Annotated in this window: 23 protein-coding genes and 1 pseudogene; 13 read left to right on the top strand and 11 right to left on the bottom strand. The window is 70.3% G+C overall.

What is annotated here, in order from left to right; all coding sequences use genetic code 11:
* Positions 1-2: 2 nt before the first annotated feature.
* The gene (locus tag Q8A52_RS28135) at positions 3-1,196 is read right to left on the bottom strand and encodes a cytochrome P450 (RefSeq protein WP_316756437.1); all 1,194 of its coding nucleotides are present in this window, start codon (positions 1,194-1,196) and stop codon (positions 3-5) included.
* Positions 1,197-1,846: 650 nt separating this feature from the next.
* On the opposite strand from Q8A52_RS28135, the gene Q8A52_RS28130 reads away from it, so the two are divergent.
* Entirely contained in the window at positions 1,847-3,664 is a 1,818-nt protein-coding gene (locus tag Q8A52_RS28130) for a sensor domain-containing diguanylate cyclase (RefSeq protein WP_316756434.1), read from the top strand.
* A 43-nt stretch (positions 3,665-3,707) separates the two neighbouring features.
* Here Q8A52_RS28130 and Q8A52_RS28125 read toward each other — a convergent pair whose 3' ends face one another.
* The gene (locus tag Q8A52_RS28125; RefSeq protein WP_316756433.1) at positions 3,708-3,998 is read right to left on the bottom strand and encodes a DsbA family protein; all 291 of its coding nucleotides are present in this window, start codon (positions 3,996-3,998) and stop codon (positions 3,708-3,710) included.
* Between the two features lie 170 nt (positions 3,999-4,168).
* Positions 4,169-4,450, bottom strand: a complete 282-nt coding sequence (locus tag Q8A52_RS28120; RefSeq protein ID WP_316756431.1) for a hypothetical protein — start codon at positions 4,448-4,450, stop codon at positions 4,169-4,171.
* Positions 4,451-4,725: 275 nt separating this feature from the next.
* Between Q8A52_RS28120 and Q8A52_RS49455 the strand changes: the two are divergent.
* Together Q8A52_RS49455 and Q8A52_RS49450 are read left to right on the top strand one after the other, a co-directional pair.
* A pseudogene (locus Q8A52_RS49455) lies at positions 4,726-5,382 on the top strand (MFS transporter); the annotation flags it as partial.
* A gap of 52 nt (positions 5,383-5,434) precedes the next feature.
* A complete protein-coding gene (locus tag Q8A52_RS49450) occupies positions 5,435-6,037 on the top strand; it encodes a hypothetical protein (protein WP_456300751.1) in 603 nt (200 codons plus the stop codon).
* A gap of 37 nt (positions 6,038-6,074) precedes the next feature.
* Here Q8A52_RS49450 and Q8A52_RS28110 read toward each other — a convergent pair whose 3' ends face one another.
* Positions 6,075-6,695: a DedA family protein gene (locus Q8A52_RS28110; protein WP_316756430.1), complete on the bottom strand. Its 621-nt coding sequence runs from the start codon at positions 6,693-6,695 to the stop codon at positions 6,075-6,077.
* Positions 6,696-7,498: 803 nt separating this feature from the next.
* Here Q8A52_RS28110 and Q8A52_RS28105 point away from each other — a divergent pair.
* The 3 genes from Q8A52_RS28105 (at position 7,499) to Q8A52_RS28095 (ending at position 10,931) form a co-directional block, all read left to right on the top strand.
* On the top strand, positions 7,499-8,623 hold the full coding sequence (locus tag Q8A52_RS28105) for a PLP-dependent cysteine synthase family protein (RefSeq protein WP_316756429.1): 1,125 nt from the start codon (positions 7,499-7,501) through the stop codon (positions 8,621-8,623).
* Positions 8,620-9,873 carry an MDR family MFS transporter gene (locus tag Q8A52_RS28100; protein WP_316756428.1) on the top strand — a complete coding sequence of 418 codons (1,254 nt, stop codon included), beginning with the start codon at positions 8,620-8,622 and terminating at the stop codon, positions 9,871-9,873. The genes Q8A52_RS28105 and Q8A52_RS28100 overlap by 4 nt, the downstream gene beginning before the upstream one ends.
* 116 nt (positions 9,874-9,989) lie before the next feature.
* A complete protein-coding gene (locus tag Q8A52_RS28095) occupies positions 9,990-10,931 on the top strand; it encodes a YhjD/YihY/BrkB family envelope integrity protein (protein ID WP_316756427.1) in 942 nt (313 codons plus the stop codon).
* A 268-nt stretch (positions 10,932-11,199) separates the two neighbouring features.
* Here the strand turns inward: Q8A52_RS28095 and Q8A52_RS28090 are convergent, their stop codons facing one another.
* The gene (locus Q8A52_RS28090; RefSeq protein ID WP_316756425.1) at positions 11,200-11,607 is read right to left on the bottom strand and encodes a hypothetical protein; all 408 of its coding nucleotides are present in this window, start codon (positions 11,605-11,607) and stop codon (positions 11,200-11,202) included.
* 187 nt (positions 11,608-11,794) lie between these two features.
* Between Q8A52_RS28090 and Q8A52_RS28085 the strand changes: the two genes are divergently transcribed.
* Both Q8A52_RS28085 and Q8A52_RS28080 read left to right on the top strand, forming a co-directional pair.
* Positions 11,795-13,567 (top strand): RNA ligase family protein, encoded by a 1,773-nt coding sequence (locus tag Q8A52_RS28085; protein WP_316756422.1) that lies wholly within the window; start codon positions 11,795-11,797, stop codon positions 13,565-13,567.
* Positions 13,567-16,503, top strand: coding sequence for a poly(A) polymerase (locus Q8A52_RS28080; protein WP_316756421.1), 2,937 nt, complete (start codon positions 13,567-13,569; stop codon positions 16,501-16,503). The genes Q8A52_RS28085 and Q8A52_RS28080 overlap by 1 nt, the downstream gene beginning before the upstream one ends.
* 21 nt (positions 16,504-16,524) lie before the next feature.
* Here the strand turns inward: Q8A52_RS28080 and Q8A52_RS28075 are convergent, their stop codons facing one another.
* Positions 16,525-16,917, bottom strand: a complete 393-nt coding sequence (locus tag Q8A52_RS28075; RefSeq protein WP_316756420.1) for a nuclear transport factor 2 family protein — start codon at positions 16,915-16,917, stop codon at positions 16,525-16,527.
* 107 nt (positions 16,918-17,024) lie between these two features.
* On the opposite strand from Q8A52_RS28075, the gene Q8A52_RS28070 reads away from it, so the two are divergent.
* Entirely contained in the window at positions 17,025-17,468 is a 444-nt protein-coding gene (locus Q8A52_RS28070) for a MarR family winged helix-turn-helix transcriptional regulator (protein WP_316756419.1), read from the top strand.
* Between the two features lie 225 nt (positions 17,469-17,693).
* Here Q8A52_RS28070 and Q8A52_RS28065 read toward each other — a convergent pair whose 3' ends face one another.
* The 4 genes from Q8A52_RS28065 to Q8A52_RS28050 all read right to left on the bottom strand — a co-directional run bounded on the left by Q8A52_RS28065 (position 17,694) and on the right by Q8A52_RS28050 (position 20,687).
* Entirely contained in the window at positions 17,694-18,296 is a 603-nt protein-coding gene (locus Q8A52_RS28065; protein WP_316756417.1) for a 2'-5' RNA ligase family protein, read from the bottom strand.
* Positions 18,297-18,367: 71 nt separating this feature from the next.
* Complete coding sequence (locus tag Q8A52_RS28060; RefSeq protein ID WP_316756415.1) at positions 18,368-19,228, bottom strand: phosphatase PAP2 family protein; 861 nt, start codon at positions 19,226-19,228, stop codon at positions 18,368-18,370.
* The gene (locus Q8A52_RS28055) at positions 19,225-20,031 is read right to left on the bottom strand and encodes a polyphosphate polymerase domain-containing protein (RefSeq protein ID WP_316756413.1); all 807 of its coding nucleotides are present in this window, start codon (positions 20,029-20,031) and stop codon (positions 19,225-19,227) included. The genes Q8A52_RS28060 and Q8A52_RS28055 overlap by 4 nt, the downstream gene beginning before the upstream one ends.
* Positions 20,028-20,687 (bottom strand): DUF4956 domain-containing protein, encoded by a 660-nt coding sequence (locus tag Q8A52_RS28050; protein WP_316756412.1) that lies wholly within the window; start codon positions 20,685-20,687, stop codon positions 20,028-20,030. The genes Q8A52_RS28055 and Q8A52_RS28050 overlap by 4 nt, the downstream gene beginning before the upstream one ends.
* A 157-nt stretch (positions 20,688-20,844) precedes the next feature.
* Between Q8A52_RS28050 and Q8A52_RS28045 the strand changes: the two genes are divergently transcribed.
* The 4 genes from Q8A52_RS28045 to Q8A52_RS28030 all read left to right on the top strand — a co-directional run bounded on the left by Q8A52_RS28045 (position 20,845) and on the right by Q8A52_RS28030 (position 24,496).
* Positions 20,845-21,516, top strand: coding sequence for a response regulator transcription factor (locus Q8A52_RS28045; RefSeq protein WP_316756410.1), 672 nt, complete (start codon positions 20,845-20,847; stop codon positions 21,514-21,516).
* A complete protein-coding gene (locus tag Q8A52_RS28040) occupies positions 21,513-22,886 on the top strand; it encodes a HAMP domain-containing sensor histidine kinase (RefSeq protein ID WP_316756407.1) in 1,374 nt (457 codons plus the stop codon). Before Q8A52_RS28045 ends, Q8A52_RS28040 begins: the two co-directional genes overlap by 4 nt.
* A gap of 271 nt (positions 22,887-23,157) precedes the next feature.
* Positions 23,158-23,664, top strand: coding sequence for a Dabb family protein (locus Q8A52_RS28035; RefSeq protein ID WP_316756405.1), 507 nt, complete (start codon positions 23,158-23,160; stop codon positions 23,662-23,664).
* A gap of 124 nt (positions 23,665-23,788) precedes the next feature.
* Positions 23,789-24,496: an AAA family ATPase gene (locus Q8A52_RS28030; RefSeq protein WP_316756401.1), complete on the top strand. Its 708-nt coding sequence runs from the start codon at positions 23,789-23,791 to the stop codon at positions 24,494-24,496.
* 154 nt (positions 24,497-24,650) lie between these two features.
* Here the strand turns inward: Q8A52_RS28030 and Q8A52_RS28025 are convergent, their stop codons facing one another.
* Positions 24,651-24,848 (bottom strand): hypothetical protein, encoded by a 198-nt coding sequence (locus tag Q8A52_RS28025; protein ID WP_316756755.1) that lies wholly within the window; start codon positions 24,846-24,848, stop codon positions 24,651-24,653.
* Between the last annotated feature and the right edge of the window lie 26 nt (positions 24,849-24,874).

Genomic DNA, 24,874 nt, shown 5'->3' with positions numbered 1-24,874 from the left:
GATCAGCACTCCGTTCGCATGACGGGGAGGCAGGTGAACCCGCGCAGTCGCCCGTACCTCTGGGCAGGAGGCTGCGCCTGCGCGAGATCGGGGAGCCGCTGTCGCAGCCGCTGCAGCAGCATCGCGATCTCGAGGTGCACAAGTTCGGCGCCGAGGCAGTAATGGGCGCCTCCGCCGAAGCTGAGATGACGGGGCCCGCCGCGGCCCGGCAGGAACTCGTCCGGCCGGGAAAACACAGCCGGATCCCTGTTGGCGGCGCCGAGCACCGGCCAAACCCGCGCGCCCGCGGGTATGGTCACGCCGCCGATGACCACCGTGCCGGCGGGTATGCGGGGAGCGGGTGTGAACTGCACCGGTGCGTCGTAGCGGAGCACCTCGTCGACGAACATCCGGGCACGGGCCGGGTCGTCCAGGAAGACGGCCTGTTCGTGGTGACGGGTCATCAGGACAATTCCGGTCTCGATGCCCGCAGCGATCTGCGGGAATCCGGCCACCGTGAGTCCCGTGAGTATGCTGACCAGTTCCTCGTACGGCAAGGCATCTGGACGGGCCGTGTGTGCACGGACGAGTTCGGACGTCAGATCGTCACCGGGCCCACGGCGCCTGCGGGCCACTTCCCCTTCGAGGTAGTCGGTGAGCCGTCGCATCGCAGCAGCACCGTCGCCTTCCTCTGCGGGCAGCGGCCCCGAGGTGGGAAAGATGTCGGCGACGAGCGCCGAGACCAGCTCTCGGTCGGTCCGGGGCAGTCCCAGCACGTGCATGATCGTGTCGCGGGGGAAGGCCTCGGCGACAGGGGTCAAGTCGGCGACACCGTGACGTAGGGTTTCGACCACGGGTTCGAGCAGTTGGTCGCAGAGTCTGCTGAGCCACAGCTGCCGACGTCGTACATGCTCGGCGAACCGCCGTGCCACTGCCGCACGCATTCTCGTGTGCCGGGGTGGATTCTGCGAGCTCATGACGCGCGACAGCACCGGCGCGGAGTGCCCAGCCGTTCCCCGGGACGGCCGGTGAGCACCCGGCGCGAGGAAGAGCTCGCGTTCGCTCAGTACGCGCAGACAGTCGGGGTAACGCGTCAGGAGGTAGGTGCCGCTCCGGCACCGGTACACCGGTACAGCCTCACGCAATCGTTCATAGACGGGGTACGGGTCGCCGGCGTGCACATCCGCAAGAGCATCGGTGAAGCCGATGGTTCCCATGGCATCAACCCCTTGGGGCGATGAACAGAGGCCTCGTGCAAGTCCCTCCCCATTGACCACTCCGAACGGGTGACATGCGACTGGGCACGCGATCGGAATACTCCGAATGGGTGATGCACCGCCGTCCGCCACCGCGCTGACCAGGGGATCCGTGATTTCGGCAGGACAAACGTCACCTGTCGGAAAGTGCCGAGGCGAGGGCCGGCACGGCAGTAGGTGAGCAGCAGCCCTGATTGATTTCTGCTTCAAGAATCGCCTTCACCGAACCCCACCAGGCAGCCGTCGTCCGAGTCGGAAACGATTCGTCGCGTCTCAGCCAGATCTCAAGGACGAGCGGAATGCCTTCGATTACCCGTGTCCCGGCATTCCCATGCCCAACCGGCCGCGTTGTCGCTACTTCAGGTGAAACCCAATAGCCGACCGTGCAGCACACGAAGTGATCGTCCTACTCTCGTAACTGCTCGAGCAGTCCCGGACGTCGTGTGCCTCTGCTCTTACAGGCTCGATCATCGTCGGGGGGTCGCATGATGCAGGCGTGGGCCGGTCGAGGCGGCCTCGGCCGGATTGCTCGCGTCGGCCGAACGCATGTCACGAAAGCGCGCAAAGCCCTGTCCGAGGGCGCTGCGGTCGCGGTCGCCGTCGGAGCAGGCGTGCTGGTGGCCCTCGTGGTGCCGACGGACATCGCCGTACCGACGGCGCACGTGACAGCCGCCGTCTCCCTCCTCGCGCGCGCCCAGACCGTCACAGGAAGAGTCCGTCTTCGCCTCAGGCTGTCGGTCGTCTCGGTGGCCACAGGCGGACTTCACTACGCCCTCGAAGATCAGGTGAGTGCCTCTCAGCCCCTTGCTGCGGGCGACCTCCAACCCCTCGTCCGGGTACTGGCATGCGTCGGGATCGCCGCTTGCCTGGGGGCCGCTGTCGCTGCGCTGGTCATGGCCGCCGCAGAGAACGGGACGGCCCTGATCCGGTTACGGCGGCTCCTGGACGGCTGGTTGATCGCGGGGTCCCTGTTCACGGTGGGCTGGGTCCTGCTGCTCCATCGTGCCGACCACGGCGGTGACGTATCGGCATCGTTTCTCGGTCTCACCCGCGTGGTGGCGGACATCCTCGTGTTCGGCCTGCTGGTCACCTTGCGGTTCGGCCTGCAGCACGCGGAGCGCACGGCGACCACGGTGGCCGCCCTGGCGCTGGCGGCTCTGACCACGGGCGACGTACTGCGCGTCCTGCGGCCCGAGCCGGACACTTGGCACGCGGTCCCCCTCGCTGCGGCATGCTCAGTGACCGGGCTGATCCTCGTCGCCGCAGCGCCATGGTTGCCGGGCGGCGTGAGTGTCGTGGGGTTCGACCAGCGGATGATGCCCGTCATCGGCGTGGTGGCGGCCTTCGTGCCCGTGGTCGTCTGCGTGCTGGCCATCACGGCGCACACGGTCGCCGGCGGTCCCATCGATACGGTGATGTCGGCCTTGGCGGGTTCGGTGCTTCTCGCGCTCGGCGTCCGGCAGGGCGTCATCCACGCCGACCACCTGCGGATCACACAGGAGTCCGCGGCGCGCGAGGCTCACTACCGAACGCTGGTCGACCGCACCTCCGACGTGATCACCATCGTCTCCCTCGACGGGCTTCTGCTCTACGTCAGCCCGGCCGCCCTCTCCGTCTTCGGCTACCGACCCGAGGACCTCGTGGGCGCCCGCCTGCCCCTGTACTGCCACCCGGACGACCTCGAGACACTGATACAGCCGGTCCAAACGCTGCGGCAGGAAGCCGAGTCGGACACCCGCGGGCCGGCCCTCAGGGTGTCATGCCGGGTAATGGCCGCCGACGGAACATGGCGCCACGTCGAGTCGACGATCAGCCACCACCCCGATGGAATGATCTTCATCAGTCGCGATGTGAGCGAGCGCGTCGCCCAGCAGGTGCATCTGGAGCACCTCGCCTTCCACGACGCATTGACCGGCCTGCCCAACCGGGCCCTGTTCGCCGACCGGGTCAGTCATGCCCTGCGGAAGCGGACGCCCGGCGCGGACCCGCCCGTGGTGCTCTTCCTGGATCTGGACGGCTTCAAGGCGGTCAACGACTCGGCCGGGCACGCCGCCGGGGACACCCTCCTGCGGCACGCCGCTCGCCGGCTCCAGGCATCCGTACGGACAGGCGACACCGTGGCCCGGCTCGGCGGAGACGAGTTCGCAGCCCTCCTCGAGCGGGGGGCGGGAGCGCATCCCTCGAGTGCGCGGGACATCGCCCAGCGGATCCTGGCCGCGCTGACGCAGCCGTACCGGATCGGCACCAAGGATGTAGAGGTGTCGGCCTCCATCGGTATGGCGGTGGCGGTACCGGACATCACACCGGACCAACTGCTACACCAAGCCGACCTGGCCATGTATGCGGCCAAAGCCGCGGGCAAAGGCCGTATCCGCATGCACCACGCGACGCCCCCGCACGCTCACAGCGGCGCCTCGCACCGCGATTGAGACTGTTGTCATTCACGGCTCAGCTACGTCTCACCTCCGTGCTTCAGTTCCGCGGTGCTGCCTCGGTGAAGAGCGCTCGGAGCTGGTCCACCGAGGGGAGAGCGCCGACTCGGCAGGACAGGCTCGGCGCTTGCCCTGGAGGTGCCAGCGGGTCGACTCCGTTGATCAGGAGCGTGGGCGAGCCGTGCATACCAAGGCGCTCGGCTTCCTGGACGTCGGTGATCTCGCGCCACGTCACCTCGGTGTCGGGACGCTCCTTCAAGGCAAGGGCCAGACGCTCGCGCAGCAGGGCGGTATGGGGGCATGCAGGTACGACCAGCACGGTCAGGTCCATTTCCGCCTCCTTGGCTCGGCTCTCGGCCGGTGTGCCGGGACTGTCCGGCGGCATCACGGCTCATGCTGCGACGCTGGATCGCTCTCCCGCGCACGGTAGTGCACGCTTGCCATCTGGGCGCTCTTGCAGTGTCAGGGCGCCGACCGGGCGATGGCGTCTTCGGCCCGCGGTCATGACGTCTTCCGGGGCTTGCCTGCTGCCCGGTCCGGCATGTCGCGCAGGGTGTCGGCCACGGCCCAGGTCAAGGCGGCGGCAATGGCGACAGCACCCCACAGGCCCCAGGCAGCGGCGGGCGCTTCGTCGGCCAGGAGCCCGAAGAGGGCGAGCACGACAGCCACCGGCAGAGCGATCGCAACCTCACGCGACGGACCACCCTCGCGATGCACCCGGACGCCGCACGCGGCGACGGCCATGAGGCCGACAGCGACGAGCAGCCACGTCAGCACCATCATCGTTGCTCGCCTCCGAGGGGTCGGTTGGTACGCAGTGCCGGCTCTCCGCGGCCGGTCCGCTGCCTCCCACGCACCGATCGTGCAGTTTCCGAAATGCCGGGATTGGGTCAGCGTAGCGCCCCACTCGTTGCCGAATCCGGCGGCGACTTCGCGTTCTTTGCCGCTTTGCGGCGGGGCGACCGCAGACAGGCGGTCAGCCGAACGCCGCACATCTTGGTGAAAACGCGAGGGTCTTGAGGACCACCCGCGGTCACGGGTCGTAAGCGGCGTCAGCCATGGCGACCTCCCAGCGCGGGAAGCGAGGTGGTGGTGCCTCTGGCCCCGCACTTGAGCGCCTCGCCGTTCCAGTGACTTCCTTACCCCTCCGGGGTATATTGGAGGCGATCAGCCGTTCTTACCTCGAGCACGGTGACGGCGCAGGCGGGCCGGCACGGCAGATGTGGCCGCTGTACGCGGCCGGGTTCACTACCGCCTTCGGTGCGCACGGCATGGCCGCGACCTTCGGCAGTGACTCCGAGGACGCGCTCACCTCGCTGCTTGTCCTCGGCGGGCTGCTCGCCCTGTATGACGGCGCCGAGGTTCTCCTCAAACAGCTCTTCGGCACCCTCGCCGACCGCATCGGGGCCCGCCCCGTCCTGCTCGGCGGGCTCGCGGCGTTCGCCGCCGCGTCCGCGCTGTATGTCGTGGCGGACAGCCCGGGCCGGCTCTGGGCTTCCCGCCTCGGGCAGGGCGCCGCGGCCTCCGCGTTCTCCCCGTCCGCCTCGGCGCTGGTCGCCCGCCTCAACCCTGCCGCCAAGCACGGCCGCGCGTTCGGCAGCTACGGCTTCCACAAGTCCATCGGCTGCACCCTGGGTCCGCTGCTCGGCGGCGTCCTGGTGTGGGCCGGGGGCCCGCAGCTGCTGTTCGCCGTTCTCGCTGTGCTCGGCGCGACCGTAGCTGTCTGGCGTAGTCGTCGTACCCCCGCTGCCCAGGGCCCGGCAGACGGTGCTGGATCTGGGCCGCCGCCCGGCGGACCCGGCCTTCCTCGCCCCTACGGCCGCGCTCGCGGCGGCGACCGCGGCCTTGTCGGTCGGGGTCGGCTTCCTTCCGGTCTCCGGCCGCGCCGCCGGGTTGGGTACGGTCGCGACCGACGCAGCGGTGTCGGTGCTCGCCGGCTGCGCCGCTGTGGTCCAGCCGCGAGCCGGGCGCGCTCGGGACGACGGGCGCCTCACGACGCGTACCGGCCTGGCGGCGGGTCTGCTGGCCACGGCCTCCGGTCTGGCCTGCGCGATGCTGCCGGGCCCGACCGGTGTCCTCCTGGGTGCGGCCCTGATCGGCGTCGGCACGGGTCTGATCACCCCGCTCGGCTTCGCCACGCTGGCCGCGAGCACCTCTACCGAGCGCCTCGGCCAGACCATGGGCGCCGCCGAACTCGGCCGCGAACTCGGCGACGCCGGCGGGCCCCTCCTCGTCGACGCCGTCGCTTCGTTCGCCACGCTCACCCACGGCTTCGGGGCACTCGCGGCCGTGATCGGGGTGGGCGCGGTGGGCGCGTTCGTCCGCCGCCGCTCGGCGACGGCCGTACTCGAGCCCGAGACGGAACAGTGAACGGACGTACGTCCCGAGTCAGTTCTGGTGTCTGCGGTCAGTTCTGGTGTCTGCGCCGCAGCACATGCCGGACGAGGAGCGCGGCAACCAGGAGGCCGAGGGCGATGAGTGCGTAGAGCTGGTAGCGGGTGATCTCGTCGTAGACGGCGGTGATGTGAGTGCCGGCTGCGTAGGCCAAGGTCGCCCACAGACCGACCCACAGCGCGGCACCGAGTGCGTTGAAGGCGAGGAAGCGGGGCCAGGGCATGCCGCTGGTGCCCGCGATGATGCCGTTGGTCTGGCGCAGCCCTTCGACGAAGCGGGCGACGGTGACGATCTTCCCGCCGTGGCGGGTGAAGAACTCCTCGGCCTTGTGGAAGCGTTCCGGGGTCAGAAACACATAGCGGCCCCACCGGTGGACGAAGGCGCGGCCGCCGGACCGGCCGATCAGGTAGCCGATGTTGTCCCCTGCGACGGCCGCGGCGAACGCGAGCGCGGCGACAGCGACGATGTTCAGCCGCCCGGCCCCGGCGTAGACACCTGCAGCGATCAGGATCGTCTCGCCCGGGGCGGGAACGCCGAAGTCCTCCACCAAAACCACGGCGGCGACCGCCCAGTAGCCGTAGTTGCTGAGCAGCGGGGCCAAGTGGGCCAGGGGACCCGGGAGGGGCAGGGCCATGTGCCCACCGTACGTCGCCGGTGCATGGGCCGGAGCGGCGCGCCGGTCGGCGGGGCAGGTCGAGGGTGACGGCGGTCCCGTACCCGGGGTTCTGGGCCTGCTGCCGCCATGTGCCGTGGTCATCGTCCCGCGGCGGCCTTCGGCCGCTGATGCGGTTCACCTGCGGACCCGGCCCTCGGCGCCCCGACTGGCCGCCACTCCACCCTGCAGCGCAATCCGTAGCCGGTCAAATACTCTGTGTATGTGATCGGAGTGTGGATGGTGCGACGGGCCCCGATGCGTCCAGGCCGCGTGGGGCTGTTCCTGGGCCTTGTCCTCCTGATCACCGCTCACCTCGCCGGTGCCGTCCATGCTTCCTCTTTCACGGGGCCGCCCGCGACGGTCGAGGCCGCCGCGGTGGCACAGCCGCCGGCTGACACCGGGCACGATCACGAGCCGGCCCCCGCGCACCGGCACAGCGCCGGGGGACACATCGATCACGCGGCCGACCGCCCCAGGACCACGGCGGACGAAGCCGTCGCCGAGTGCGGCCAAGCCGATCCTGCAGCCGGCTCATCCGGATCGGCGGGCTTCGCACTGATGCCCGCCATCTGGCGCCGGCCGTCCGACACCGCCGACTCCCGCACCGACAGCACTCGTACCCTCGCGCTCCATTGCGTCTGGCGTCTTTAGGCGCCGCCCGCACACCCCGACCCCGCCCGAATCGCGTGGCAGGGGTGTGCCCGCGCGCTCATGACACATGACCCATGACGACCGCGCCGCAACCTGACCTGCGCGATGCGGTGCGAAGGAGCCGTACATCCATGAACTGCCCCCTGCCCGAAACACTCGGAGCCCGCGCCTCGCTCCCCGCTGTTGCCCGCCGCCCCTCACAGCTGGTCGGCCGCACCCCGGTCCTGTGGATCGACGAACCCTTCGCCCCACCCGGCCGTGGCTTCTACGCCAAGCTCGAAGGCGCGAACCCCGGCGGCATCAAGGACCGCCCCGGTCTGCACATGATCCGAGAGGCCCGCCGACGCGGGGATCTCGCGCCCCGGACCCCGATCGTCGAGTCCTCCAGCGGCACCTTCGCCCTCGGACTCGCGCTGGCCGGGCTGACCTACGATCATCCGGTCACCGTCGTGACCGACCCCGGCATGGAGCCGTCGGTGCTGCGGCTGCTGACCACGCTCGGCGCGCACGTCGACCAAGTCAACGTTCCGGATGCCGACGGCGGATGGCAGCAGGCACGCCGTCGGCGCGTCGCCGAGCTGCTGGTTCGCACGGCGGGCGCATACTGCCCCGACCAGTACCACAACCCCGACAACGTGGCCGCCTACCGGCCGCTGGCCACAGAGCTGATCGCGCAACTCGGCCGTATCGACGTCCTCGTGGCATCGGTGGGCACCGGAGGTCACTCCGCCGGCATCTCCTCCGTGCTGCGCGAGTCCTTCCCCGCCCTGACCCTGATCGGCGTGGACGCGGTCGGCTCCACGATCTTCGGGCAGCCCGCCCGGGCGAGGCTGATGCGCGGCCTCGGCTCCAGCATCCATCCGGGCAACGTCGACTACGCGGCCTTCGCCGAGGTCCACTGGGTGGCGCCGGCCGAGGCCGTGTGGGCCTGCCGCCAACTGGGCCGCCGCCACTTCGCGACAGGTGGCTGGAGTGTCGGGGCCGTCGCGCTCGTCGCGGGATGGGTCGCACGGACGTATCCCCGCGGCACATGCATCGCAGCGGTCTTCCCCGACGGCCCGCACCGCTACCTGGACACCATCTACAACGACGCATGGTGCCGCCACCAGCAGCTCCTGGGCCAGGAACCGCCGCCGGAACCCGATGAGATCGCCGAGCCCGACGAGTGCGAAGTGACGGGCTGGACCAGGTGCAGCAAGGTCCGCGACCCGCTCGGCCGTACGACCGCGGTGCCTGCCGAGGCGGGCGTTCGATGAGGGGGCTGCGGGCCCAGCTGGCCGCCCTCGACCGGCCGGCGCGGCTGCTCATGGTCAACCAGTTCGCCATCAACCTCGGCTTCTACATGCTCATGCCCTACCTGGCCGATCATCTGGCTCACGGCCTCGGCCTCGCGGCCTGGACGGTCGGCCTGGTCCTCGGCGTGCGCAACCTCTCCCAGCAGGGCATGTTCCTCGTCGGCGGCACCCTCGCCGACCGCTACGGCTGCAAGCCGATGATTCTCATCGGCTGTACCTTGCGCACGGTCGCCTTCGCCACTCTCGCCGTGGCGGACACACTCCCCGCGCTCGTGCTGGCCTCCGCTCTGACAGGGCTGGCGGGTGCGCTGTTCAACCCGGCCGTGCGGGCGTATCTGGCCGCCGACGCGGGCGAGGAGCGCCGCATCGAGGCCTTCGCCGCCTTCAACGTCTTCTACCAGGCAGGCATCCTGATCGGCCCACTGGCGGGGCTGGCCCTGCTGACCTGGGAATTCAGCACGGTGTGCACGGTCGCGGCGCTCATCTTCGCCGTCCTGGCGGTACTCCAGGCCCGGGCCCTGCCGGGACGCCCTCCGGTCGGCAGGAGCGCCGAGCCCGCTTGGCGCGCCGTGGCCGCCGACTGGCGTGCCGTCGCCACCAATCGGCCCTTCCTCCTGTTCACCGCCGCCATGACGGGCTCTTACGTCCTGGGCTTCCAGGTCTATTTGGCCCTCCCCCTGCGTGCCCGGGAACTCTTCGGTGAACAAACGGGACTGGTGACCGCGGCAATCTTCGCCGTCTCCGCGCTCGCCGCCCTGTCGGGGCAGTTGAGGCTGACCGCGTGGGCGAAACGAACTCTGCCCGGACCGCGGGCCATTGCGTACGGGCTGGTGGTCATGAGTGCTGCTTTCCTGCTGGTTCTGCCGGGTCCGTACGACGGAGCCGTCGGCCTGGCGGCAGGCGTCCTCGCGCTCGTGCTCTGCGCCGCGCTGCTGGCCTGGGGCGGGGCCCTGCTCTACCCGTTCGAGATGGACACCGTGGTCCGCCTCTCCAGCGACCGGCTCGTCGCGACCTATTACGGCGCCTACAACACCGTCTCCGGCATCGCGATCTCCGTCGGGAACCTCGCGGTCGGGGCGCTGTTCGACACGGGCGTGCGGTGGCTGCCCTGGGCGGTGCTGGCCGCCACCGGACTCGTGTGCGCCGGGCTGGTGGCGCAACTGCACCGCACCGGACATCTCGCGCCGGTGGCCGTACCGGTGACCGGGTGAGGCGACCCGGACGGTCCGCAACAGCTCGTGTCTGCGCGGTCCTCCGTCCGTGGGACGTGCCTGACGTGCCGCGCAGCGCTCCGTCCCCCACTCTGGTGGGAGGAAGGAGCAACGTCATGCGCAGTGCCGGAAAGGTGCCGCCAACGGGCATGCTCCGTTCGGGGCGCCGGCCGGCCGACGCGTCCCGCCAACAGAGGTGGACACGCCGGCTGGTCGCCTCCGCCCGGTCCGCCCACACGCGGGCAGCGACCCGGTTTCCGGTGCTCACCCACCTCGTGGACCGCATGGTGTCGGTCAACATCTTCGACTCCGCGACGCGCCTGGCGGCGGAGTGCTTCCTGACCGCGGTTCCGCTGCTCTTCGTGATCGGGGCATACGCTCCGCCTCAGCTCAGGCACCAGCTCATCACTTCCGTCCGTACCGTCTTCGGGATCACGGGTGCCGCGGACGCCCAGCTCGTACACGCGCTCAGTCCCACGACGGGCAATCTGCGGCAGGCGACCGGCGTGGTGGGCGGACTGATGGTGCTGCTCTCGGCCACCGCGGTCAGCAGGGCGATGCAACGGCTGTGCAAACGCGCCTGGGAGATCCCCCGGGCAGGGACCAGAATCGCCCCCTGGCGCTGGCTGGCCTGGCTCGCACTGTGGCTGGGGGCACTACTGGTGCAAGGCCCCATGCGCGAAGGGTTCGGCGTCGGGGCCTGGCTGGGGATCCCGATCAGCCTGGTGGGTCTGACGGGTTTGTGGTGGTGGACCCAGCACCTGCTGCTCGGCGGCCTGATCAGCTGGAAACCCCTGCTGCCCGGAGCAGTGATCACGGCCGTCGCCCTCACCGCGCTGACCGAGACCGCCCGCTTGTATCTGCCGCGGGCGCTCAACCACGCCCTCGCCGAGTACGGCCCCCTCGGCTCGGTGTTCATCATGCTGTCGTGGCTGATCGTGGTCTGTGTCGCCGTCGCGATCAGCATCAGCGCGGGAGCCGTCGCGGCCCAGGAACCATCCCTGGCCCGTCGTCTCGGAAGCCCGCCTCCGGCCCGGGACCGGACCGCACACCCGTGACGACTCCGGCTGTGGCACCCTCGGCGCCCGCCGCCACGTGTCACCCGATTGTGGTCATACGCAGCAGCCCGTCTGGTGAACTCGCCTACGAGCAGTCCGCCCGCGCCGGACAGAAGGAGTTCACCGCCATGACGAGTGGCGAGCCGTTGACGCCCATGGATCACTCCTGGCCCGCTTCGCCTCCCTGACGGGGGCGACACCTGAGGGGAACGCAGGGACGCGATGTCGACGTCCGTCAGTGATGCCCAGTTCCGCCGCGCGAGACCGTTCACGACTCGATCACCTCGGCCCCGCCCGGCAGTACACCTGGGTCCTCGGAGCCGGCCGGCGCCGGCACGGGGGCGGATGGCGCACCGCCGATCACCGCCTGCTGGGTGCGCGCGCTGCCGAGCCGCCGCAGCAGCGCCGGTGCGGAGGCGCCCACCGCAACTGTGGCCAAAGCTCCGGTCAGCTGTGGCGAGAAGATCCATCCGCCTCCGGCGCCGAGCGACAGGCGAGTGAGGGCCGTCAGTACATCGGACGGCGGATCGACATACTTGTCGAGCCGCGGCAACTGTTCCCGCTGCTCGTTCCGCGCCGGGGCACCGTGCCGAGCGGTCTGCCACGCCGCGATCCGTCCGTAGAAGACGACGATCTCCACGACGAGGCCGTCCAGCGCACCGTATGCGACGGACATCGTCCACTACACGGAGCCGCCGTCCAATCGCACGCCTCATCTGACCCCGGGTTGCGGGCAGTTGGCCCGCTAGCGCGGCACCGCGTTGGTGCGACTGCCCCCGGCGCGGCGGATATTGCGTGGCTCCCCCGCCGCTCGATCCCTACAGTGGCCAGGCACGACATCGCCAGGGGGAGGCTCTCGGATCATGCGGACGCACTATCCGCGCACGCCGCATCTGCCGTGGTCCCCCGGTGCGACGCCCGACGATGTGCGGGCCGGTGACCTGACGGGGCTCAGGGGCCAAGAGGTCGTTGTCACCGAGAAGCTCGACGGGGAGAACACCACTCTCTACCCGGACGGGCTGCATGCGCGGTCACTGGATTCGGGGCACCATCCGTCCAGGGCCTGGGTCAAGGCCCTTCAGGGACGGATTGGACCGGGGATTCCGGCGGGGTGGCGCGTATGCGGGGAGAACCTCTACGCCCGCCACTCGATCGCCTATGAGGGTCTGGAGAGCTGGTTCTACGGTTTCTCGGTCTGGGACGGGGAACGGTGCCTGGACTGGGACGGCACCGTGCGGTTCCTGCGGCGGCTGGGCGTGCCCGTCCCGCGGGTGCTGTGGCGCGGCACGTTCGACGAGCGGGCCCTGCGGGCACTGCGGCTGGATGCCGCGCGGCAGGAGGGGTACGTCGTACGGGCCGTCGACGGCTTCCAGCGGGCTGAATTCGGGCAACGAGTCGCCAAGTGGGTGCGCCCGGGACACGTACAGACCGGTACGCACTGGATGCACGCGCCCGTGGTGGAGAACGGACTTGGTCCGGGCGCGGCGCTGTGGGCCGTGCGTTCCGGCGCCGCCCCCGATGTGCCGTCGTTGCTGGCCGCGGTCGGAGTGCCGGAGTACGGCCCCTCCCCCGCTGCCGAACCCATGGCCGTCGAGGCAGCCGTGGCCGAAGCAGCCGCGCGGCTCGATCTGCTGGGACGGCTTGGGGACGCGCGGCTGGCCGGTGTGCTGGCCGCGCTGCTGCACCGCCGCCCACGGGCACGGCTGATGGCACGGCTCGCGGTTTCGCTGGGCATGCCGCTGGCTCGCCGCGTCGGCGACCTGGTCGGGCTGCACACCGGGCTGCACCGCCCGTTCCCCGACGAGGAGCGCCGCGGCGGGCTGATACGTATGACCACGGCGGTGGATCTGGGGGTGCTGCACGCGGTGGCGGGCGCCGTACTGGCCGGGCGCGGGGGCGTGGAGGCCGTCGAGGCGCGCGAGCAGGTGGAGTGGTCCGCGCTGCATGCCGAGGAGGCCGGGCTGCTCGGCCGGGCAGCGCTCGAGCCGCTGCGCGGCGGCCTGCGCGACGCGCTGACGGACCTCGGCGGCGACGCCGCCGACCGTTGCTGGGCCCAGGCGCGGGAGATGTGTGCCCAGGGGCGGATCGTCAGCGTCGAAGAGGCGCTGGCGGCGACGTGGCGGTGGCGGTCGGGGGCGTTTCCCCGGCTGATCCACCTCGTCGGGCCGTCCGGCAGCGGCAAGAGCACGTTCGGCGCGGGGCTGTCCGGTGTCGATGACCTCGTCTGCCTGGACGACCTGCGTCAGGCTCGCGGCTCTCGGGCGGACCAGAGTGCCAACGCGGACGTCCTGCGTGAGGGCCTGGGCCGACTGGATACCGCGCTGGCCGGCGGCGGCACCGTCGTGTGGGACGCCACCTCCCTCAGCCGTCAGCAGCGTTCTCTGGTGCTTTCGGTGGCACGGCGCCGTGATGCGCTGGTGACCCACGCGGTCGTCCTCGTCGATGAGGACGAGACGGCACGGCGCAACGCCGACCGGACGCACCCGGTGCCGGCGGAGGTGCTCGACGCTCAGCAGCGCCGGTTCGACCCGCCCTACCCGGGTCAGGCGCACCGCACCTGGTATGTCGGCCCGGGCGGATCGGTCGACGACATTGCGGGCGCCCTGGAGAGCACCCTGGAGGGAGAGGAGGCGTGATGCGCACCAGCGAGGAGATCTACCACAAGGTCCGCTGGGATGCCCGGTTCGACCCGGCCCGGTTCGTGCTGGGTATCCATCAGCGCGGGGCCGGTGTCAAGCGCGTCCCGCTGCCCTCCTTCACGCCCGGCGGTGACATCCCCTGGCACCGGGTGCTGTTCGTGGAGGCCGACGGAGAGTTGGTGTGGGACCGGGCCACGGGCACGGACCGCCTCGACGACTGTGACGCAGGCCGGGTACGGCAGCCTCGCCTGCTGAGGGCCCCGTTCTTCACCGCCGGCACGCCGTACGCCTGGCAGGAAGGGGCCGGGTGGCGCCCGATGGCCGATGCTCCCGCCACGGCTTCGCCGAGCGGGGCGGGCTCGATTCGCGTACTGACCTGGAACACCTTGTGGGACCGCTACGACAGTGACCTGATCGACACGGCCCGCCGCCGCCCCCTGCTGGTGGACGCTCTCGAGAACGCCGACGCGGACGTCATCGCGCTGCAGGAGGTCGAGCCGCAACTGCTCGACATGCTGCTGAGCGCCGACTGGGTCCGTGCCCGCTACACGCTGGACACCGATCCGGAGGGCAGGGACGTCGACGACAACGGGCTGTTGTTGCTGAGCCGCCTGCCGGTACAGGAGGCGGGGCGGCACGTCCTCGGCCCGCACAAAGCAGTCACCGCCCTCACCGTGGACACCGCATCCGGACCGCTGGTCGTGGCCGCCACCCACCTCAGCAGCGACCACTCCGACAACGGCCCGGCCCGGCGGCAGGCCGAACTGGTCCAGCTGGCGGACGGACTGGCGGGTGTGGACTGCGACCTGGTCGTGCTGGGCGACTTCAATGCCGGCGGCGACGGGCCCGACGGACCGGCCGCCGTACTCGGGATGCGCGACGCCTGGACCGATGTGCACGGGCCCGACGACGCCACCCCCACCTTCGATCCCGTCGTCAATCCGTTGGCCGCCGTCTCCTCGCTGTCCGGACGCGCCTCCCGTCTGGACCGGGTACTGGTACGCGGCGGCGCGCTGTGCGTGGCCGGGGCGGCCCTGCGGGGAGACTCGCCCACCCGTGAAGGCCTGTTCCTGTCGGACCACTACGGCGTGGAGGTCGTCCTGGGGGGCGGTTCCCCCGATTCCCCCGCCGGTGTGCTGCCCGGTGACAGCGGCGTCCTCGACGTGCCGCCGACCGCCCGTACTGCGGTGGCGTGGCTCCCGCCCCGGCAGCTGTGGCCGCCGATCCAGGAACTGCGTCGGCAACACGACCCGCAGATCCACCGCTGGCCGCCCCATGTCAACCTGCTCTTCGGCTTCGTCCCGGAGGCGCACTTCGAGCGTGCCGCACCGCTGTTGGCCGCAGCGGCCGAGGAGATACCGGCCTTCACCGCCCGGCTGGACGGCGTGCACACCTTCGGGCACCGGGAGGACGCCACCGTCTGGCTCGACCCGGCGGCCGACGGCGAGGACCCCTGGGCGGCGCTTGTCCGTGCCCTTCAGCGGCGCTTCCCCCGCTGCCGGGGCCGCGCCGAGGGTTTCACCCCGCACCTGACGCTGGGCCGCACCCAGGACCCGCAGCGGCTGGCCGCCCTCTGTGCAGCCCGGCTCGAGAGCATGACGGCCGAGGTCGGAGAGCTCGTGCTGCTCTCACGCCGCGGCGACGAACCGATGCGGGACCGGGCCAGGGTCGCCCTGGGCACCGGAGACGTCCGCTGGACGCCCGACACCGACGCAACGCCCGGCGGCGCAGGGGCGCTTGCTGAAGATCCGGCCACGGAGGACGCGTGGCGCGATGCCGATGCCGGGCGGACGGCGCGGCGCATCGCCCAGGCGCTGGCCGAAGGTACCGTCCACGTCGTCGGATCCCGGCGCATGAGCTGCCACTTGACCGGGGCCGACCTCGATCTTGTGGCGGTCATGCCCGACCCCGTCGACATGGCAGAGGTGACCGAGCGCGTGACGGCGGCGCTCCCGAACGTCACCCGCGTGCGCCGGGTCAACGGCGCGAGGGTGCCGGGGCTGAGGCTCACCGTCGGAGGGCTGGACGTCGATGTGGTGGTGGTCTCCGCCGGGCCGGTGCCCTGCGGTGAGGCGGTGGATCGCCGGACCGAGCTGGGCCAGGCGAGCGCGATCGCCCTGAGCGCGGTCAGCGACGCCGACGCCGTCCGTGCGGCGATAGGCGACGCCCACCCGTCGTTCGCCCGGCTGGCCCGGCAGGTGAAGGCGTGGGCGAGGGCCCGCGGCCTGGACTCGGCGCCGTTCGGCGGACTGCCCGGCCTGGCCTGGACGGTTCTGGCGGCGCGTACGGCCCGCGAGGCCGGGCACCTCCCCGCAGCCGACCTGCTCCGCCACTTCTTCGCCACCTGGGCCGCCTGGGACTGGCGGGAGCCGATCGCCCTGTCACCCTCAGCGGCCCCCGCCCCGGCATCGCCCGCCGCACTGACGGTCATGACACCCACCGCACCGGTCCGCTCGTGCACCGAGCAGGTCACCGTCGGCATCCGGGACCTGCTGGCCCAGGAGCTCTACCAGGCCTGGGAGACCCTGGAGAAGGCGGCCAGGACGGGCACCTCCCCGTGGCCCGAACTGCTGTCGCCCCCACCGCTGCACCGCCGGCACGCCGCATGGGCGATCCTCACCGTACGCCCGTACCGTGGCGAGGAGTTCGAGGACACCCTCGGCCGCTTCCGTGGGCGGGTCCGGAGCCTGGTCAGCGGCCTCGAAGAGGGTGGGACGACCGACGTGCACGCATGGCCCCACCCCTTCGACACCGGCCCGCGCACGGCTCGGTACGCGATCGGCCTCGGCCTCGACCCGCCCGACGCGGCGCGCCTTGCGGAGACTGCCGACAGGTGGAGCCGGGTTCTTCCAGGGGTCGACATCACATGGGCGGAATGCGGCGTCGTACCGACGCTGACTCAGAAACCCGGCCCCAGCGGTGGGCTCGTATGAACGGGCGCGATCGGGGCGCTTCTAGCGGGCGCTGCCGATGTTGCGGTCGGCCTCGTCGCCCTGGAGCATCAACGTCGTCTCCTCGATGCGGTTGAATCGGCCGTCGGGCGCGAGGTCGGCGAACACGTAGACCTCCATGCTCACGGCCGAGCCGTCCTTCTTCGTGATGTGGGCGGTGTGGCGGTCGGCGTACTTGCTGCCGTCGTACAGCTCTTGGTGAACCTGGACATGACCGTCGGCGACTATGTCACGCAGGTGCGTGATGTGCTCGAGGAAGCCGGCGCGGTCGGCCCACTGCCCGTCCGTGCGCTGACGGTACTGCGGGGTGAAGTGGCGGTCCGCCGCCTCCTGCACGGAGATGTCCCGGTTGAACAGCAGGTCGGTGAGGGCGGCCTTGATTCCTGTGCGAGTCATGGGACTTCCTTGTCAGGGCAGGAGCAGGGTGAAGGCAATACGTGCGCCACGCACGCATCTCCTTCACCCTAGCACGATGCGTGCGCAACGCACGCTATTCTTGTGGTGTGGAGAACGAGGTAGGACACGAGATCGCGGACGCGCTGGGCGTCCTGCTCAGGCGCACCACGCGCACACAGCTGCACAGCAAACTCACCGAGGGCATGGGCGAGGCGGTGGACGAACTGACCTACCCGGTGCTCAGCGCACTGGCCCGGATCGGCCCCCGCAGCGCGGCCGATCTGGCTCCCGACGCCGGAGTCGACCGCTCCGGTGTCACCCGGCGCGCATCCCGGCTGGAGGCCGCCGGACTCATCCGCCGTGAGACGGACCCCAATGACCGGCGCGCGCACCTGCTCGTTCTCACCGAGCAGGGCCGATCGACCGTGGCGGAGCTACGGGAACGACTGGCCGCCCACATCATGGCCGGCCTGTCGTCATGGCCGCCCGGCGAGGCCGAGACGTTCGCCCGCCACCTGCGTCGGTTCACCATCGAAGGCCCGTTCACGTAGGCACGTATGCAGGCGGCCTGCGCGCGCTCATGTCCTGGTGGCCGAGGACGACACCAAACAGGCCGCGATCATCGGCCGCTACCCGGAACGCGCTCACCGAGGCGCGCGGCGGGAGCGTAACCGCGGCCAACGCCCTGGGCGCCGGAACCGTCATCACCCTCCGCCTGCCCTTGTGAGGTTGGGGGATCGTGCAAGTCTGCGGCGGTGGACATCAGCGCCGATCACTCAACCGTCTTCCTGCGGTCGGCGGACCTCACCGGTACCGAGTGTGATCACGGCCCGGGGCCGCATGGGCCCCTCGCCGCGGCGGGAGAGCACGACCACCTCCTCGATCACCGCCGACAGCGCGCCGAGCCGCACGGCGCACTCGGCGGCCAGACGCTTGGGGTCCTGGGTGCGGCCGAGCGACAGATGCGGGGTGAAGCGGCCGCCGCGCCCCTGGCAGAGCGGGAACCGCTGCTGCAGCTCACGCTGGAGACGGGCCCACGGCGCCGGGCCCGCCGCGGCCGGATCGAGCCATACCGTCGCATAGTGCCGGTGCCGGAAGTACCGCACCCCGGCCAGCCGCGCCGTGAACGCCGGGTTCTGCGCCGCCCCGGCGGCCAGCAGCGGCACGGCCCGTGCGAACTCCTCCTCAGGCACGAAGCCGAACAGCAGATTCACATGCGGAGGCCACCGCCGTACCTGTGGATCGTGCTCCCAGCGGATGTCCTGGATCACCGGCCAGAGCTCCCGCGGCGGCAGCCACGCCACCGCCGTGCGGCCCGTCGGCGCCACCTCGAGCACATCCACCGGCCCGGCACCACCGAACACCGGATTCCCGTCCACACGGCCATGATCCCAAAGTCGGCCCGGAAACCGTCATGGCCGTGCGGCGCTCCCGTCTGCCGACCGCAGTGTCAGTTTCCGTTGACTGCCACTTCGTAGTCGCCGATCAGGTCACCGAGGAAGGTTCCGGCGGTGAGGTCGCTCGGGACGTGGCCGGCCATGTAGAGCCGGGAGTAGATGACTTCGTCCTGCATCCACTGGTACTCCTCGGCGCGGTGGGCAGACAGTGCGCTGAGGATGGTGACCGCGGTGGCGGCACGGGCGGCGTGGCGGGAGGGGTAGGAGTACGGGCCATTGGCGCCGGGCTTGATGTGCTTGTCCGGGCGCAGGCCGGGGTCGAGGACGAAGGGGGCGGGCTGCTTGTCCTTGGCGGCGAGCTGGTCGCTGATCGTCTTGGCCAGCTTCAGGGCGGACTTCAGCTCGGCCTTTTCCGCAGTGCCCTGCTCGGCGGGGATGAGCTCGCGCTGGTCGTGGAGGTAGAGCTTCCAGATGTCCTTCTTGCCGTAGAGCTCCAGCCAGGTGGCGGCCTTCTTGCCGGCCGCGGTGCGGGTCTTGGCGAGCTCTTGGACCTGGCGCAGTTCGGCGGTGCGCTCGGCGGTGGTGGGCGGGGCGGGGACCTGCTGGGCGGCCCAGGCGGCGAACGCCTTGTCGTCGCGGGCGGTGCCGTGCTCGGCCTTCCACCGGGCGAAGACGGCGTCGGCCTTCTTGCGCTGGGCGGCGGCCTGCTTGCCGATCGGGGTGATGGCGGCGTCGGTGAAGAGTTTCGGGGGCGGGTTCTGCTTGATGCGTTCGGTGGCTCCGGGCTTCTTCTTCGCGGTGGTGGACGCGGCGGCCGGGCTGGTCTGTGGCCGGAGCACACCGAAGGCGGCGGCTGCGACCGCGAGGAGGGCAATGACGGCGTACGGCCATGAGATGCGGCGCGGGGCATTCATGCGGCATGGGTCCTTTCGAGGTGCGGGACCGTGTGGAAGTGGGTGCGGGCGAGGCGGCGTACGTCGTTGTCGGGCAGGCCGGGGGTGAGCAGGGACTGGCCGACGATGTACTTGCTGAGGGAGACCGGGCGGGCGCCGAGGCCCAGGAGCAGCCGGTCGGCGGGGGCGGGGCGGGTGCCGCCCTTGGTCTCGATGAGGACCGTCTGCGGGTCGAGGGCGGCGGTGCGGTGTCCGTGGTGGCAGGTGAGGGTGCCGTCGAGGGTGACTCGGGTGCCGTGGTGGAGGTCGGCGAGGGCCGCGCGGACGTAGCGGATCTCGACGACGGGGCCCAGGTCGGCCGTGGTGACCGGGACGGCGGCCTGGTGCAGCACGTCGTCGATGAACTCGGCTGCTTCGGTCTCGAGTTGGCCGTAAGTCTGAGATTCGACCTTCAGGGCGTGCTTGACCGGGGCACCGCGTCCGTCCTTGGTCTTCACCTCCACCCGGCACAGTCCGTCCTCGGCGTACAGGCGGGTGCGGACCTTCCAGCGTCGCCGCCGGCGCTGTATGTGAGCGTGCCAGGCGCCCAGCTGTGGGGTGTCGAAGTAGGTGCTGAGGTAGCTGGTCGTACGCCTGCCGTCCAGGTCGAGGACGTGGTGGCTGTCCGCCAGCCGGCCCACGAAGGCACGGGCGCGGTCGAGCGGGAGCAGATATTTGCGGTCGGTGCGGTGCTGCAGGGCGGCGACCGCGTCGACCTCGGCGAGGGTGGCGCCGCGCAGGGCCGGCAGGCCCAGTCGCGCCTCGAAAGCAGTCGTGGAGGTCATGGAACCACCACCGGCTCGTGCGGTTCGTCGCCCGCGGCGGTCGCGGGCTCGTCGGGTCCGGCGGGGTAGCGGGCGGAGACGCGCGTGGTCTCGCGTACGTAGTCCACCTCGTCCACGTCCACGGACACCGGAGCCTGTCCGAAGCGGAACGCCAGGTCCTGGGCGATGAGCGTGGGCTCGGGGTAGATCCGGTCGAGCGTGACCTTCACGGTCCGGGTCGGCGGCTCGTATCTGCCGGGGTCGTCGACCAGCAGCACCGCTACCAGCACCACGACGCCCAGCACGGCGACGAGCCAGACCTGGCGCTGCGGCAGCCCGGTGCACAGGGCGATGACCAGAGTGACGAAGGTGTAGGCGACGTCGCGTAGGGTGAACGCCGCACTGCGCAGTCGGACAAGGGACAGGATGCCGAACAGCCCGAAGCCGACCCCGGCCGGGAACTTCCCGGAGCTGATCGTGCTCATCGCGGCGAACAGGCCGACGTTCAGCGCGGTGAGCACGAACGGCATCGCCGGTGCACTGGGGCGGCGCCGGTAGAGCCAGCCGACGAGGATCAGCAGGGCTATGACGTCCAGGCCCCCGCGGGTCATCAGGTCGGTGGGCGCGATGTGGTCGGTGATGCCCTTGGCGGCGAGCACCGTGACCGCTGTATGCATGTCTGTCCCTTCCGTCCCGGCGCGTAGGACGGCGGACCGGTCGCGGTCCGCGGAGCGCCGCGACGTGAACGACGGTAGGGATGTCACATGAACAGACCATGAAGCCTCCCGACGCCCGCCAATCCCGGCACCCGGACGGGCGGCTAGCCTGACCGGCATGCACTACCTGGTCGTCGACGACGAGACCCGCCTCACGGACTTGGTTGTCCACTACCTGACCGAGTCCGGCCATACCGCCGAGGGCCGCTACGACGGGCCTTCCGGGCTTGCCGCCGCCCGCGACCCGCGCGTGGACGGCGTCGTCCTCGATGTGATGCTGCCCGGCCTGGACGGCCTGGAGGTGTGCCGGACCCTGCGCGCCGAGGGCGTCGACGTGCCCGTGGTCCTGCTCACGGCGCGCGGTGCGATCACCGAGCGGGTAGCCGGCCTTGACGCCGGTGCCGACGACTACGTGGTCAAGCCGTTCGCCATGGAGGAGCTGCTGGCCCGGCTGCGCGCGATATCCCGGCGCCGCCCCGACTGCTCCGGCCGCGTACAGGTCGGCGACCTGGTCCTCGACCCCGAGCAGCAGCGGGCCTGGCGCGCGAACACCGAACTCGACCTCTCCCGGCGGGAGTTCGACGTCCTGCGGGTGCTCATGGAGAACGCCGGGCGCGTGGTCACCCGCCTGCAGTTGCTCGACGAGGTCTGGGACGGCGAAACCGACCTGCGCAGCAATGCCATCGACGTCCACGTCTCCAAGGTGCGCGCCAAGGTCGACCGGGCCTTCGACCGTACGACCATCACGACCCTGCGCGGACGCGGCTACCGCCTGGAGAGCACCCCGTGAACCCGACCAGCCGGCCGCGGACCTGGTTCCGGCGGCTGCCCGTCGTCACACGCCTCGTGCTGGCCGTCGCCATCACCATGTCGCTGGTCCTGACCGGCGCGGCGGGCTTGGTCTACTGGCGGGTGAAGACCGCCCTGGACCAGCAGCTGAACGACGACCTCACCACCTACCAGCGCAGTCTCGACCATGCTGTGCGTGCCGAAGCGCAGCTTCCTCCGGGCCCCAGCGGCAGCCTCCGACAGGTCTTGGACATGCACGGCAGCGTCCTGAACTCCAGCGAAGCCGTGCGCGACAAGCTGCTGCTCACCCGGGCCGAACTCGGCAGCGTCACGCGAGGAGCCACGGTGCGCCGTGACATCGGCTCCCTGCTGCCGATCACCGCGGACACCCTGCGCCTCCAGGCCAAGCGGGTAAGCGCTGACGGACATCCTCGGATCGTGATCACCGCCGTGCGGCGCGGCCACCGCGACGAGGCACTGCGCGAACTCCTCGCCCAACTCGCCCTGGCCTCCGGCCTGACCCTCGTCGCCGCTTCCTACGTCGGCTACCGCACCGCCCGCGCCGCCCTGCGCCCCGTCGAGCGCTACCGCAGCGGGGCCGCCACCCTCGCCGACGGCACCCAGAACCTGCGCCTCGACGTGCCGGGCGACCGGGACGACGAGATCACCCGCCTCGGCCACACCCTCAACCACATGCTCGACCGCCTCGAGGCGTCCGCCGAACGCGAACGCACATTCGTCGCGGACGCGAGCCACGAGCTGCGCACCCCGCTCACCCTGATGCGCGCCGAACTCGACGTCGCCCTGCACCGCCCCCGCTCGGCCGGGGAACTCACCGAGACCCTGCGCTCCGTGGACACCGAGGTCCAGCACTTGATCGACCTCTCCAACGCGCTCCTGGACCTGGAGGAACTCGGCAGCACCAACCACGTCACCCGAGCCCCCGTACGACTCGCCGATCTCGTCGACACCGCGGTCGCCCCGCATCTGCGCACCGCCGAACGAGCCGGGCGGGAGCTGACCGTCAAGTCGGCCGACACAACCGTCAACGTCGATGCCCGATGGCTGAGGCCCGCCATCGGCAACCTCGTCGACAATGCCCTGCACCACGGCCACGGCAACGTCCACCTCACCGCCACCGTCCACGGGGCTGGCCTGCAGCTGCGCGTCACGGACGACGGGCCCGGTTTCCCGCCCGAATTCCTGCCCCGGGCCTTCGACCGCTTCGCCCGCGCCGAAGCGAGCCGCACGAGCGAGGGTTCCGGCCTCGGGCTCGCCTTCGTGCACGCAGTCGCCACCGCCCACGGCGGCACGGCGTATGCCGAGAACACCGGGCAGGGGACCGCGGTCACGCTTGACCTGCCCTGCTGACCCGCCCGGGCCGCGGAGCCGAGTTGCGACACCGCGACCTTCCGCTTCTCGTCATCGTTCCTTCGGTGTTGCATTTCATTCTTTCTCCACGGACAACTCAAAGTCGACTACGATGCGAAATGCCGACTGAACCGGCTGGACGTGCCACCAGGCGTGAACATATGAAATCACTTTGTGTGGAGATTCATTCATGACGACAAGGAGACGATCTGCGGCCATCCGGTTCCTCATCCCGAGTACCGTTTCCGTGATCGCATTTACAGGATGCTCAATGGAAAGCAATGAAGCATCAGGCGGCGACGCAAGCGTGCCTGCAGCAGCCACTCAAGCCCCTGCGGACCAGGTCGACCAGGATGCGGCGAAGGTTCTACGCAAGGAATTGGCGCACGTCGGCCCCGAAAAATTCACTGCAGCAGATTACAAGCCGGGCAAGGTTCAGCATATCGTCCTATTCAAATTCAAGCCGGGCACAACCTCAAAGGAACAGGCCGAGACGATGGAGCGGTTCCGTTCCCTCATGACGCAGGCAACCCGCGGCGGGAAACCGTACATCAAGTCCCTGGACTCAGGCAGCCAAACCAGCGGCGAGGAAGCCGGAAGGGGCATGCAGCAAGGTTACGTCCTGACGTTCGACTCCGAAGGCGATCGGAACTATTACGTGGGAAAGCCTGTTGTCACTGATCCAAAGTTCTATGACCCAGCACATGAGTCATTCAAGAATTTCGTCCGGCCGTTCCTCGACAGTGCCATTGTTTTTGATTTTTACGCGAGCAAGTAATCCGATCGCTTCCTTGCCCCCAGAGGAGAGCAGCTGACTGCCGCCGACGTCGCCGGAGACGCTCGCGGCGGTCGCGGCCGGGGATCGACCTGCCTGTTGACGTGCCCTGTGAAAGACTCACCGCGTGATTATCGAACGCGCGTACGCACATGTGGCCTCACGCACCGACAAGGAGTGGCCCTGGTCCGTGCCCTGTGTACGTGGGCTCTTGGCGGACGGACTGCGCTTCACCGCTCCCGTGACCTTTCTCGTTGGTGAGAACGGCTCGGGCAAGTCGACCTTGGTCGAGGCCCTCGCGGAGAGCTTCGGTCTGGACTCCTGGGGCGGCTCGCACGACTGGCGCTACGCCAGTCACCGCCCCAGGTCGCCGCTGGGCGAGAGCATGCGCTTCGACGCCGCGCCGCGGGGGCGGCGCATGTTGGGCAACTGGTCCGCCCGTAAAGGGTTCTTCTTGCGCGCCGAGACAGCTCTGGATGCGTTGGACCGGGAAGGGTTCGCGCCGGATTCCGTCAGCCATGGGGAGGGCTTCCTTGCCGCGTTCCGAGGAAAGTTCCTCCGGCCAGGGCTGTATGTGATGGATGAGCCGGAGGCGGCGCTTTCCTTCGCCTCCTGCCTGGAACTGCTGGGCCACATCGACCAGTTGGCGAAGGTCGGAGGCCAGGTCATCTGCGCCACTCACTCACCGCTGCTGACCGCGATGCCGGGTGCGGACATCATCGAGGTGGGCGAGCACGGCATGCGTCGGGCGGCATGGGACGAACTTGCGCTGGTCGACCACTGGCGCCGCTATCTCGCCGATCCGCAGTCCTATCTGCGGCACATCCTCGACTGAGCGACCTTCCGTCCGGACCCGGGCGGTGTCAGGCGACCTGGACGAGTCGATTCGCGGTGGCGGACAGGCGTCGTCGGTGCATCGACGGAGGGCGACCTGCCCTGTCTCCTCGGAGCAGTTGCGAGACCGTCTTTGCGCCATCGTCGCAGCGCTGTCAGCCCGTAGACCACGAACGGAGCTTGTCGGGGTCGAGTACGGCCCAGATGTGATTGATCCGGTTGCCGATGACGTCGAACGCCATCACCGATAGGGTGACGCCGTCCAGTTGAGCCACCAGCCCCGGCTGACCGTTGACCGTGCGTTCGACGAGCGTCACGCCGGCCGCCGCAGCGGACCGGTCAGCGTCGGGCAACGCCTACGGCACTTCCCACGTGGCCG

The organism is Streptomyces herbicida, assembly GCF_032656585.1.
GTDB classification, from domain to species: Bacteria; Actinomycetota; Actinomycetes; order Streptomycetales; family Streptomycetaceae; genus Streptomyces; species Streptomyces herbicida.
This window is presented reverse-complemented; position numbering and strand designations above follow the sequence as displayed.